Annotated in this window: 10 protein-coding genes; all 10 read left to right on the top strand. The window is 67.7% G+C overall.

Going from position 1 to position 12,792, the window contains the following annotated elements; translation table 11 throughout:
- Window positions 1–43: 43 nt before the first annotated feature.
- The 10 genes from K9U15_RS13615 (at window position 44) to K9U15_RS13570 (ending at window position 12,777) form a co-directional block, all read left to right on the top strand.
- Window positions 44–739 carry a TetR/AcrR family transcriptional regulator gene (locus K9U15_RS13615; protein ID WP_096228454.1) on the top strand — a complete coding sequence of 232 codons (696 nt, stop codon included), beginning with the start codon at window positions 44–46 and terminating at the stop codon, window positions 737–739.
- 5 nt (window positions 740–744) lie between these two features.
- Complete coding sequence (locus tag K9U15_RS13610; RefSeq protein ID WP_197702195.1) at window positions 745–1,209, top strand: hypothetical protein; 465 nt, start codon at window positions 745–747, stop codon at window positions 1,207–1,209.
- A gap of 214 nt (window positions 1,210–1,423) precedes the next feature.
- The gene (locus K9U15_RS13605; protein WP_096228456.1) at window positions 1,424–2,092 is read left to right on the top strand and encodes a response regulator transcription factor; all 669 of its coding nucleotides are present in this window, start codon (window positions 1,424–1,426) and stop codon (window positions 2,090–2,092) included.
- A gap of 16 nt (window positions 2,093–2,108) precedes the next feature.
- Window positions 2,109–3,134: a sensor histidine kinase gene (locus K9U15_RS13600; RefSeq protein WP_301156379.1), complete on the top strand. Its 1,026-nt coding sequence runs from the start codon at window positions 2,109–2,111 to the stop codon at window positions 3,132–3,134.
- Between the two features lie 256 nt (window positions 3,135–3,390).
- Window positions 3,391–4,227, top strand: a complete 837-nt coding sequence (locus K9U15_RS13595) for an ABC transporter ATP-binding protein (protein ID WP_096228458.1) — start codon at window positions 3,391–3,393, stop codon at window positions 4,225–4,227.
- Window positions 4,217–6,409, top strand: a complete 2,193-nt coding sequence (locus tag K9U15_RS13590) for an ABC transporter permease (protein ID WP_096228459.1) — start codon at window positions 4,217–4,219, stop codon at window positions 6,407–6,409. The genes K9U15_RS13595 and K9U15_RS13590 overlap by 11 nt, the downstream gene beginning before the upstream one ends.
- Before the next feature lie 90 nt (window positions 6,410–6,499).
- Window positions 6,500–6,853, top strand: a complete 354-nt coding sequence (locus tag K9U15_RS13585; protein ID WP_224768033.1) for a nitrous oxide-stimulated promoter family protein — start codon at window positions 6,500–6,502, stop codon at window positions 6,851–6,853.
- A gap of 116 nt (window positions 6,854–6,969) precedes the next feature.
- A complete protein-coding gene (locus K9U15_RS13580) occupies window positions 6,970–9,102 on the top strand; it encodes a PTS sugar transporter subunit IIC/EAL domain-containing protein (protein ID WP_096228460.1) in 2,133 nt (710 codons plus the stop codon).
- A 324-nt stretch (window positions 9,103–9,426) separates the two neighbouring features.
- The gene (gene uvrA / locus K9U15_RS13575; protein ID WP_096228461.1) at window positions 9,427–12,309 is read left to right on the top strand and encodes an excinuclease ABC subunit UvrA; all 2,883 of its coding nucleotides are present in this window, start codon (window positions 9,427–9,429) and stop codon (window positions 12,307–12,309) included.
- Between the two features lie 237 nt (window positions 12,310–12,546).
- Window positions 12,547–12,777 carry a zinc-ribbon domain-containing protein gene (locus K9U15_RS13570; RefSeq protein WP_154270404.1) on the top strand — a complete coding sequence of 77 codons (231 nt, stop codon included), beginning with the start codon at window positions 12,547–12,549 and terminating at the stop codon, window positions 12,775–12,777.
- The last annotated feature ends 15 nt before the right edge of the window (window positions 12,778–12,792 follow it).

Here is a 12,792-nt window from a genome sequence, read left to right as displayed (position 1 = left end):
CGCTTGCCTTGTTCTAGCGCCCCGCTATAATGGGATAAGCAAAATGAACGAGGTTCAAAGAATGATGGGAGGTGCGGCCATGGCGCGGCAGGGCATCGATCGGGCGGCGATAGCCGAGGCGGCCTACGCGCTGGCGGAGGAGCGCGGGCTGGCGGGCCTGGGTATCCGCAGCGTGGCCGAGGCCTGCGGCGTGTCCGTGGGCACGATCTACAACTACTTTCCGACGAAGGACGACCTCCTGGTGGAGGTTATCGGCACGTTCTGGCAGCGCGCCTTCCACGAGGACCTGTGCCTCATCGTGGAGGGGGAGCGCTTCGACGCCTTCGTCAGCCGGGTTTACGCGGCTATGTCCTCGGCGCTCGCAGCGTTCCGCTCGGACTGGCTGCCCCAGATCAGCGCGCTGTCCATCCAAGGACGCGACGAGGGCAAAATGCGCGAGTCCGCGACGTTCGACCATATACGCGCCGGCATGCGGGGCGTGCTGGAGGCCGACGCGCAGGCCGACCCCGGGCGCGCGGGCATCGAGCCGGCCGAGCTCGTGGCATTCGTGCTCGAGAGCATGATCGCCGGATTGTGCGCGGGCGAGCCCGACTGCCGCGTGCTCTCGGCGCTGCTGCGCGCGGGGCTCTATGGACCGGACGCGCCGGGTGCGGAAGATGCGGCAGACGGCGCGGGAAGGCTGGAGCCCCCCGCGCGCAGCACGGAAGGGGCGGCCGCGGCGGCCGCCGGGGAAAGGTGATGGCAATGCTCAAGATCTCAACGAACAAGCTCATGCTCGTAGCGGGCATCGTGTGGGCCATAGCCGGCGCGAACATCGCCAACATCGGGCTCACGGCCTACCGGCACGACTGGGGCTGGGTCATCTGGGCGCTCCTCGTGGGCTCGGCGGTGATCTTCGTGCTGTTCCATTCGCGCATCTTCCAGAAGATGGTGGGCAAGCACGCCAAGCGCATCGGCGGCTACGAGGAGGCCAAGACGAACATCCTGAAGTTCTTCGACAAGAAGGGCTACATCATGATGGCCATCATGATGGGCGGCGGCATCGGCCTGCGCATGTCGGGGCTCGTGCCCGACTGGTTCATCGCGTTCTTCTACACGGGCCTGGGCATCGCGCTCACGGTGGCGGGCCTCACCTTCCTGCTGCGTTACTTCATGAACGTGGAGCCGGGGTGCCCCCTGTTGCCGCGCACCTACGCGAAGCGCGGCTGACCGGCCGGTCTGCCAGAGCTGCTGCGGCGCGCATCGTTGCGCCATGCGGAGGAAGCGGTGCCGGCACCGCCCGAAACCAACGGGTTCGCTGACGGCACGTTGACGAAACGGTTACGGCTCGGGGGCGTTCGCGCCCCCTTGCCATAGTATGAGGGGCGAACCATGGCATCGGCCCCGAGGCGCGGTGCGAGAAACCGAGTGTGAAGGAGGCCCCGTGGCCCGGATATTCGTCGTGGAGGACGACGCGGCGCTGCGCGGCGAGCTCATGCGCCTGCTGGAGCTGCAGGGGCACGTTGCGCTGGCCAGCACGGCGTTCGACCGCATTGCCGACGAGGCGCTGGCCGCCGATCCCGACTGCGTCCTGCTGGACCTCAAGCTGCCCGGCGACGGCGGCCATGCCGTGTGCCGCGACCTGCGCCGCGCAAGCGACGTGCCCATCGTCATGCTCACCTCGTCGGACAACGAGTTCGACGAGGTCATGAGCATGAACCTGGGCGCGGACGACTACGTGACGAAGCCCTACAACCCCGCCGTGCTGCTGGCGCGCATCCAGTCGGTGCTCCGCCGCGCGGCGCGCACCGAGCCGCCTGCGCGCATCGAGCACAAGGGCGTCGTGCTGGACGTGGCGAAAAGCCGCGTGGAGTACGAGGGCCGCGGGGTGGAGCTCACCCGCAACGAGTTCCGCGTGCTGCACCTGCTCATGGAGAACAAAGGGGCCATCATCTCGCGCCAGGAGCTCATGATGGAGCTGTGGCAGTCCGACGCCTTCATCGACGACAACACGCTCACGGTGAACGTGAACCGGCTGCGCAAGAGCCTGGCCTCCATCGGCGTGCCCGAAGGCTTCCTGGCCACGCGCCGGGGGCAGGGCTACCTCGTCTGATGGGCGGTGCGCTGCCATGAGCCTGTCCGCCTATCTGCGCGACAACCTCGCGGCCATCGGCGTGGGCGTGCTGTGCTGCCTGGGCGTGGCCGGCATGCTGGCGGTGCTGGGCGTGGGCACGGACGCCACGGTGCTCGTGCCGTGTTTCGTGGCGCTGTGCGGCGCGGTGGTGCTCGGCATCGGCTACGTGCGCAGACGCCGCTTCTATACCGAGCTCGCGCGCATCGTCGAGGACCTCGACAGCACCTACTTCGCCTCGGAGCTCGTGGAGGATCCCGGCTTCCTCGAGGGGCATCTGGCCCACGAGGCGCTCGAGGCGGTGGGAAAGGCCGCGGCCGACGATGTGGCGTTCCATCGGCGGCAGGCCGAGTCGTACCGCGACTACATCGAGCTGTGGATACACGAGATCAAGACGCCCATCGCCGCCGTCCATCTCATGGCGGCCGACCTGCACGGGGGCGTGGCTGCGAAGCTGAAGGCCGAGCTGGACCGTATCGAGTCCTACGTGGAGCAGGCGCTCTACTATGCGCGCTCCACCTCGCTCGCGCGCGACTACGCCATTCGCGAGCTGCCGTTGGCCGAGGCCGTGCGAGCGGCCTGCAAGAAGAACGCGCGCTACCTGATTGAGCACGGCGCCATCCCGTCCATCGAGGTGGGGGACGATGTCTCCGTGTTTGCCGATGCCTCCTGGCTCTCCTTCGTATTGGGGCAGGTCGTGGTGAACGCGGCGAAATACGGCGCGACTGCCGTGCGCTTCACCGCGCGCGAGGAGGGCACGGGCACGAGCGCGGCGCGCACCGTGCTGGAGATCGCCGACAACGGGCGGGGAATCCCCGCTGCGGACGTCCCGCGCGTGTTCGACCGCGGCTTCACCGGCGAGAACGGCCGCGCCCAGGGCTCGGCCACCGGCATGGGCCTGTACCTGGTGGCCACGCTCTGCGAGAAGATGGGCCTCGGCGTGGGCCTGGCCTCCGAGGAGGGCACCGGTACCCGCGTCATGCTCGCGTTTCCGCACGACCGCAGGCGCAGGGACGTCGGGTGAGACGCGGGTGAGACGCGGGGACGGGGATGATGTCTCGTTTGGCGTGGCAGAGGGACGCGGACAATGTCGCATTCCCCCTGATCCTGGCGTGTTTGGAAGACATCAGGGAACGTGATATTACCCCCATCCCCCTGTCGCATCCTGTCACGGGCGCCCCACCCTTGCAAATTCGTAAGGTTGCGGTAAGCCTCTTCGATGGCGGGTGCGGCGCCGCGGACGTACTATCTTGGCAGACCCCGAGAGAAGGAGATTTGCCATGACCGAAGTTTACGCGACCCCGTCGGCGGCTTGCGCGCAGCAGGCGCCGGCCGCCTATGCGTCCGGCTCCCGGCCCATCCTGTCGGTTCGCCAGATAGAGAAGGTGTACGGGAGCAAAGATTCCGTCACCAAGGCGGTGCGCGACATCAGCTTCGACGTGATGCCGGGCGAGTTCGTGGGCATCATGGGGCCCTCGGGCTCCGGCAAGACCACGCTGCTCAATTGCGTGGCCACCATCGACACCGTGACGAGCGGCCATATCCTCGTCGACGGGCGCGACGTCACGGGGCTGCGCTCCCGCGCGCTCGCGAAGTTCCGCCGCGACGACCTGGGCTTCATCTTCCAGGACTCCAACCTGCTGGACACGCTCACCGGCTTCGAGAACATCGCGCTCGCGCTTACGGTGAAGGGCGAGCCCACCGGCCGGGTGAAACCCAAGGTGGACGCCATCGCGGCCACGCTCGGCGTGTCCGAGGTGCTGGGGAAGTACCCTTACCAGATGTCGGGCGGCCAGCGCCAGCGCATCGCCGCCGCCCGCGCCATGGTGGCCGATCCGAAGCTCGTGCTTGCCGACGAGCCCACGGGCGCGCTCGACTCGCGCAGCGCCACCGTCATGCTGGAGACGCTCGAGATGATGAACTCCTCGCTCGGCGCCACCATCATGATGGTCACGCATGATTCCTACGCCGCCTCGTTTGCAAGCCGCATCCTGTTCGTCAAGGACGGCGCCGTGTTCAACGAGATACGCAAGGGCGACACCTCGCGCAAGGACTTCTTCAACCGGATCATGGAAGTGGTCACGTTCCTGGGCGGTGACGTGCGCGATGCTCGCTAAACTCGCCTTCCGCAACATCCGCCGCTCGGTCAAGGACTACGGCGTGTACTTCGTCACGCTCGTTTTCGGCGTGGCGGTGTTCTACGCGTTCAACTCGGTGTCGAGCCAGTCCATTCTCTTCGACCTCGAGGACACGGCCTCGGCCAGCGTCTTCTCGCTGACGGGGCAGTTCCTCGGCATGTTCAGCGTGCTCATCGCCTGCGTGCTCGGCTTCCTCGTGCTCTACGCGAACGGCTTCCTCATTAGGCGGCGCAAGCAGGAGTTCGGAACGTACCTCATGCTGGGCATGAATCCCCGCAGCGTGTCGGCTATCGTGCTCATGGAGACGGCGGTGGTGGGCCTCGTGTCGCTCGTGGTGGGCCTGGCGCTCGGGTTCGCGCTTTCGCAGGGCATGTCGTTCGTCACGGCGGGCCTGTTCAACATCGAGATGACGCAGTACCGCTTCATATTCTCGTTCGACGCCTTTTTGCTCACGCTGGTGTGCTTCGCGCTCATCTTCGCGGTGACGGCCCTGTTCAACACCGTGTCCATCCGCCGCTACAAGCTCATCGACCTGCTCTCTGCCCGCTCGAAGAACGCGCGCTTCCGCGTGCGCAACCCGTGGATCAGCCTCGCCGGGTTCGTTGCGGCCGTGGGCCTGATCGCATGGGCGTACGCCACGCTCGTCGAAAACGGCCTTCTGGAGTTCGACGACGGGTTCTGGAAGGCCACGGCGCTCATGGTGGTCGGCACGTTTTTGCTCTTCTGGTCGCTTGCCGGCTTCGCCATCGCGGTGATCGAGCGCACGCGCGGCGTGTACTTCAAGGGCCTCATGATGTTCACGATGCGCCAGATAGCCAGCAAGGTGAACACGGCGTTCGTGTCGCTTTCGGTGGTGTGCGTCATGCTGTTCTTCTCGCTCACCGTGTTCTCCACCGGCATGGGGCTGGCGCGCGCCTTCAGCGGAAACATCGAGGACGGCACGGTCTACGACGCCACGCTCACGGCCAACGTGTACCTGAACCAGGGCGGCACGCGCGACCCCGAGGCGCTCGCGCAGATGACCGAGGAGGACCGCGAGTACCAGAAGGTGGCCGACGAGAAGGCGGCCGCCATCGAGGCCGACGCGGAGGCCTACGGCTGGGATATCGCCGCGAAGCTGGCCGACGCCTCGTCGGCGTGGGACGAGCTCGTGGCGAAGTCCGCTCAGATCGACGCCTTCGTGAGCGACGAGACGTCCTACGGCGAGCTCATGGGGCGCTACGGCCAGGACACGGGCAATGCGAAGCAGAACGAGGCCCTGCACAACCAGGGCGTCACGCTCATCGGCGTCTCGCAGTTCAACGCGCTCGCAGAGCTTGCGGGCCGGCCGACCGTGGACGTGGGCGAGGACGGCTACGCGGTGAACAACACGCTCGACGCCATGAAGGCGCTTTCCGAGGCGCTTGCGCGCAAGGGCGAGACGGTGGTCGCAGGCGGGCGCGTGCTCGAGTCCTCGGGCGAGCTGCGCAGCCAACCGATGGAGGACACCACGTTCTCTGCGAGCGGGGCAGAGCTCATCGTGCCCGACGCGGTGATCGCCGGCCTGCGCGCCCAAGGCGCCGTTCCCGAGCAGAGCATCCTCAACCTCATGTATCGGACGGACCGGGCCGAGGGCGACAAGCTGCTCGAGCAGGTGCTCGCCGAGGCGTCGCCCGCCAACCCGGAGGTGGCGGCATCCGGCTGGAAGTTCAGCCCGAAGCCCTGGCCCGTGACGCTGTCGTTCACGGCCGAGGAGGTGCTCGTGCAGTCGGGCGGCATGAACCTCATGATCTCGTATTTGGCGCTCTACATCGGCTTCGTGTTCCTCATCGCCACGGCGGCCGTCCTGGCCATCCAGCAGCTGTCCGAGGCGAGCGACTCGCTGCCGCGCTACCGGGTGCTCGCCGAGATCGGCTGCGACCGCCGCATGATCGTCCAGTCGCTGCGCGCGCAGGTGCTCGTGTACTTCCTCGTGCCGTTGGCGGTGGCCGTGTGCCATACCGTGTGCGCCGTGGGCGTCATCAGCGACTCCGTCATCTCTCAGCTGGGCGTGTCGGTGCTCGAGCCTGCGCTCATGACCGCCGTGCTGGTGGCGGTGGTGTACGGGGCGTACCTCGCGGTCACGTACTTCGCCAGCAAGGGCATCATCCGTGCCTCGCTGGGCAAGAAGCTCGTGGGGTAGGGCGGGGCCGCCGCGCGCTGCTCCGCCCGAGCCGCCGCCCGTCGCGTCGCGGGGAAATCCCGCTCGCGGCGCGGCGGCGGTTCTGCTACCATGTTCGCCATGGGTGACTCGCCGAAAACCGCCAAGCGCCGCGTGCGCGAGAAGCGCACCATCTCGCAGATGGTGGCGCTTTACTGCGCGGGCAACCACGACGCCGCAGCTCGCACCGAGCGCGCCCATTGCGGCGAGGCCGTGTGCGCGGACTGCGCGGCCATCGATGCCTACGCGGTGCTGCGTACCGAGCGCTGCCGCAAGATGGAGGTCAAGACCTCCTGCGAGGAATGCGGCAACCACTGCTATGCCCCCGAGAAGCGCGACGAGATCCGTGCCGTCATGCGCTACGCCGGCCCGCGCATGCTGGGGAGGCACCCGGTGGCGGCCGTGCGGCACCTGCTGGGCCGCTGAACGTCCGCGTGCGCCGCGGATCTGTTTCTCGAACGTATCCGTTCACGCCGCCCGTTGTCTCCGTTCGGGGTACAATGGCTTCGACGAAACGGTGAGGACGGGACGGAAGGGCGGGCATGCTCGACAAGGTTGACGCGCTGTTCGCGCGCTTGGAGGACGTCATGGCGTTCCAGGCCATCCGCCAAGGGCTCATCCTCACCATCCCCGTTCTGCTGGTGGGGTCGTTCTGCCTCATCTTCCTCAACCTGCCGCTCGCGCCCTACCAGGACGCCCTCGCCGGCGCGCCGCGCGTCGAGGGCCTGCTCGACCTCGTGTACGACGGTACCATGGGCATCTTCTCGCTCTACGTGTCCGTGGCCGTGGCGCTGCGCTACGCCAACGCCTGCGCCGAGCGCTTCGGGGGCTTCTTCGTCCAGGGCGCGCCCTTCGCCGCGCTCGCGGCCTACCTCATGTCCGTGGGCTTCGGCACCGAGGGCTTCGATCCCATCGTGCTCAGCACGCGCTCGCTGTTCATCGCCATCGTGTGCGGGCTGGCCTCGTCGGTGCTGTACTGCCGGCTCGTGCGCCTGCGCCGCACCCGGCGGCTGTACGGCGACAGCCTGGACAACGTGTTCAACCAGGCCGTGTCGGGCCTCCTGCCCATCGCGGCCGTCATCGCGCTCTTCGGCGCGGCGAACGCCGCCGTGGCGGCGCTCTCGGGCTCGAGCTGCATCGAGCAGCTGTTCTTCGACAGCGTGAGCGCGCTCTTCCCCCTGGCCACGGCCACGTTGGGCAGCGGGCTTCTGTACCTTTTCCTGAACAACGTCATGTGGTTCTTCGGCATCCACGGCGGCAACATGCTCGACGGCGTGGCGCAGAGCGTGTTCGTGCCCGGCACGGCCGCCAACGCGGCGGCGCTCGCGGCGGGCGGCGAGCCCGTGCAGATCGTGACGAAGACGTTCCTGGACGTGTTCGCCTCTATCGGCGGGGCCGGCGCGCTGCTGTCGCTGCTCGCGGCCATCCTGCTGTTCGGCCGCCGCAGGAGCGCGCGGCGGCTCTCGGCGTTCGCGGCCGTGCCCATGTGCTTCAACATATCCGAGATCATGCTGTTCGGGCTGCCGGTGGTGTGGAACCCGGCGCTGTTCGTGCCGTTCATCGCGGTGCCCCTGGTGAACATGGTGGTGTCGTACGCAGCCATGGCGGCCGGGCTCGTGCCGCCCGTGGTGGTGGACGTGTCGTGGACCACGCCGCCTCTCGTGGGCGGCTGGGTGGCCACGGGCTCGCCCGCCGGCGCGGTGCTGCAGCTCGCGTGCATCGTGTTGGGCACGGTGCTCTACCTGCCGTTCCTACGCCGCTACGAGCGGTTGGCCGACGCCCACGCGCGGGTGCAGTACGATGCCCTGCTCTCGTCGTTCCAGGACGACGAGCGCGCCGGGCGCTCGGTCGAGCTCGTGACGGCCGCGGGCTCGCTGGGCGCGGTGGCCCGCTCGCTCGCCGAGGACGTGCGGGCCGCCGTGGACGCGGGGGCCTTCGAGCTGCGCTACCAGCCGCAGTTCGACGCTGACGGCCGCGCGGTTGGCGCGGAGGCCCTGCTTCGCATGGAGCACCCCGTGTACGGCTGGCTCTACCCGCCGCTCGTCATCGAGCTGGCACGCGAGGCCGGTGCGGGCGGCGAGCTCGAGCGCGCCGTGTTCGAGCGGGCGCTGGCCGACGCGCAGGCTGCGGAGGCGCTCGCGCATGCGGGCGAGCTCGATGCGGGTTTCAGCGTGAGCGTGAACGCCACGGCCACGATGCTGCAGGACGAGGCGGCCGTCGGCTTCGTCATCGACGCCTTCCGCGCCCGCGGGCTCGATGCCGGCCGCGTGGTGGTGGAGGCCACCGAGCGCGAGGCGCTGCTGTGGGACGCGGGCGCGCACGACCTGCTGCGCCGCGTTGCGGACGCGGGCATGCCGCTGGCCATCGATGACTTCTCCATGGGCCGCACCTCGTTTCAGTACCTCGAGACGAGCGTGTTCTCCGTGGTTAAGCTCGACGGGACCATTGCCAAGGGCGTCATGGAGAACGAGCGCTACGCCGAGATCGTCTCGTCCATCGCCGACCTCTCCGAGCACCTGGGCTTCACGGTTCTGGCCGAGTACGTGGAGACGGCCGAGCAGCGCGACGTGCTGAAGACGCTCGGCTGCTCCTACTTCCAAGGCTACCTCTACGCGCCCGCGCTGCCCTTCGACGAGATGGTGGAGCGCGCACGGCTGACGGGAACGCTCCGTTAGGGGGAGCTTCTCTTTCGGGGTAGATGATTCAGGATGATGCGTCATCCCGCGCCCTGCGTCACCCTCGCGGCTGAACTAGAGGGCAGTGCCGCTGCCCCCCCCCTCCCGGCACGCTGCAGCATTGGAAAGCGAACGAATTGTGCGCATCGTTTGAACGCTGGAACACGAACGTATGTTTTCGCTGGCTCTTTCCGCGCGCTGCGCTAGAATGAACGATTGCACGGAAATGATAGTTTCCCGGTAGCCTAATTTGCGACCCACGGCACGCGACGCCGGGGCACGGCTGCCGGCTGCGGATGCGCAAGAGAAAGAGCGATAAGCCACATGGGACAGAACGCCATCGTCATCAAGGGTGCCCGCGAGCACAACCTCAAGGACATCGACCTCATCATCCCGCGCGACGAGCTCGTGGTCATCACGGGTCTGTCAGGCAGCGGCAAGTCGAGCCTCGCGTTCGACACGATGTACGCCGAGGGCCAGCGCCGCTACGTGGAGAGCCTCTCCAGCTACGCGCGCATGTTCTTGGGGCAGATGAGCAAGCCGGAACTGGACAGCATCGACGGCCTGTCACCGGCCGTTTCAATCGACCAGAAGACCACGAGCAAGAACCCGCGTTCCACCGTGGGCACCACCACCGAAATATACGACTACCTGCGCCTGCTGTTCGCTCGCGTGGGCGTGCCTCACTGTCCCGAGTGCGGGCGCGTCATTCGCAAGCAGACCACCGACCAGGTGACCGACGAGATACTGGCGCTCGCTCCCGATGCGAAGGCCATCATCATGGCCCCGGTCGTCACCGGACGCAAGGGCGAGTTCGCGAAGCTGTTCGCCGACCTGCAGAAGGAGGGCTTCAGCCGCGTGCGCATCGACGGCGAGATCGTGAAGCTCGAGGCCGAGCCGCTCACGCTCAACAAGAAGATCAAGCACTTCATCGACGTGGTGGTGGACCGCGTGCAGCTGAAGGAGAGCGCCACGAGCCGCATTGCCGAGGCGGTGGAGCTGGCCACGAAGCTGGCCGACGGGCGCGTGCTCGTGCAGGTGCTGGGCGAGGACGGGCAACCGCTCGGCGAGGGCGGCGGCAAGTCGAGCGGCGCTACGGGTGGCCTCGGCGCCGGCGAGCATATCTTCTCGCTCGCGCTTGCCTGCCCCGAGCACGGCCATTCCATGGACGAGCTGCAGCCGCGCGACTTCTCGTTCAACGCCCCCTACGGTGCCTGCCCGGACTGCCTCGGCATCGGCAGCCGCGAGGAGGTGGATCCCTCTCTCGTGGTGCCCGACCCCTCGCTCACGCTGGCCGAGGGCGCCATCGCGCCGTTCAAGACGGGCAACTACTACCCGCAGGTGCTGCGCGCCGTGGCCAAGCACATGGGCACCGACGAAAACACGCCCTGGGAGGACATGCCGAAGAAGGCCACCGACGCGTTGCTCTACGGCCTGGGCGACGACAAGGTGCGCGTGGACTACGTGACCGTGGACGGGCGCGAGACGTACTGGTACATCGAGTGGGAAGGGGCGCTCGCCGCCGTGCAGCGCCGCTACCAGGAGGCCCAGTCCGACAACCAGCGCGAGAAGCTGTCGGAGTACTTCGCCATCGTGCCGTGCCAGACGTGCGGCGGCAAGCGCCTGAAGCCGGAGATCCTGGCCGTGACGGTGGGCGGCAAGTCCATCCACGATGTCACCGAGATGAGCGCGGCCGATTCGCTCGACTACTTCGAGGGCCTGGCCTTTCACGGCTCCGAAGAGCATATCGCCGGTCCCATCGTGAAGGAGATCAAGGCGCGCCTGCGCTTCCTGGTGGACGTGGGCTTGGACTACCTCACGCTCGAGCGGGCCACGGCCACGCTCTCGGGCGGCGAGGCGCAGCGCATCCGCCTGGCCACGCAGATCGGCGCGGGCCTCATGGGCGTGCTCTACATTTTGGACGAGCCGTCCATCGGCCTGCACCAGCGCGACAACGAGCGGCTCATCGCCACGCTGGAGCGCCTGCGCGATTTGGGCAACACCGTCATCGTGGTCGAGCACGACGAGGACACCATCCGCAGCGCCGACTACGTCATCGACATGGGCCCGGGCGCGGGCGAGCACGGCGGCGAGGTGGTGGCGGCCGGCAAGCCCGACGAGATCGTGAGATTCGAGGGCTCGCTCACGGCCGACTACCTTTCGGGCCGCCGCACCATCCCCGTCCCGGAGAAGCGCCGCAAGCCGCGGCGCGGGTCGCTCAAGCTCACGGGCGCCTCGGAGAACAACCTGAAGAACCTGACGCTGGAGGTTCCCTTCGGCACGCTCACCGTGGTCACGGGCGTGTCGGGCTCGGGCAAGAGCTCGCTGGTCACCGACACGCTGGCACCGGCGCTCGCGAACCGCGTGAACCATGCGCACCGCCGCTCCGGCAAGTACAAGAAGATCACCGGCCTGGACAAGATCGACAAGGTCATCAACATCGACCAGAGCCCCATCGGGCGCACGCCGCGCTCGAACCCGGCCACCTACATAGGCCTCTGGGACGACATCCGGGCGCTGTTCGCCAGCACGCAGGAGTCGAAGGCGCGCGGCTACGGGCCGGGGCGCTTCTCCTTCAACGTGAACGGCGGCCGCTGCGAGGCCTGCAAGGGCGACGGCCAGATCAAGATCGAGATGCACTTCCTGCCCGACATCTACGTGCCCTGCGAGGTGTGCGGCGGCGCGCGCTACAACCGCGAGACGCTGCAGGTCACGTACCGCGGCAAGAACATCGCCGAGGTGCTGGACATGACCGTGGACGACGCGCTGGCCTTCTTCGAGAACATCCCCGGCATCAAGCGCAAGCTGCAGACGCTGCACGACGTGGGTCTGGGCTACATCCGCCTGGGGCAGCCCGCCACCACGCTTTCGGGCGGCGAGGCGCAGCGCGTGAAGCTGTCGAGCGAGCTGCAGCGCCGCCAGACCGGCAAGACGTTCTACATCCTGGACGAGCCCACCACCGGCCTGCACTTCGAGGACGTGCGCCAGCTCTTGGAGGTGCTGGAGCGCCTGGTGGACGCCGGCAACACGGTGCTCGTCATCGAGCACAACCTGGACGTCATCAAGTGCGCCGACCGTATCATCGACCTGGGACCCGAGGGCGGCGACCGCGGCGGCACCATCGTGGCCCAGGGCACCCCCGAGGAAGTGGCCGAGGTCGAGGGCAGCTACACGGGAGCCTTCGTGAAGAGGATGCTGGAGGCGTAGGCTCCCCGGCGCACGCCGTCCCCGTTCGGACGGCACGCTGGCAACAGAAGAAAACGAAGCGGCGAGCGCCTGGCGCTCGCCGCTTCGTTTTCTGCGGCGCAGCAACGCTTCCGCAGGGCCCCGTCGTCTTCAAGGAAAGATCACCACCCCTTGTCACGTGTTTCCGGTGGTTTCAGATGCCCGGGCGCTTCCTATACTTTCTCGACAGGAGGACAGCAATCGAGAAAGGAGGAGACCATGTGCTTCAGACCTGCAGACGTGAAGGCCCAGGCCAATACCTGCCGCAAGTGCGGCGCGGACAATTTGGAGTATGCGGCTATCTGTGAGAAGTGCGGGGCCGAGCTCGAAGGGCCCGACGCCGCCGCCCCGGGGTTCGCCGCCCCGGCAGGTGCACCCAAGGCACCAGGCGCGCCGAAAGCGCCGAGCGCCCCGAAGGCACCGGGCGCGCCGTCGGCTCCGATGGGGTGATTGCATCCCGCCTCG

Origin of the sequence: Gordonibacter sp. RACS_AR68 (genome assembly GCF_030418485.1) — a bacterium.
Taxonomy (GTDB): Bacteria; Actinomycetota; Coriobacteriia; order Coriobacteriales; family Eggerthellaceae; genus Gordonibacter; species Gordonibacter urolithinfaciens.
This window is presented reverse-complemented; position numbering and strand designations above follow the sequence as displayed.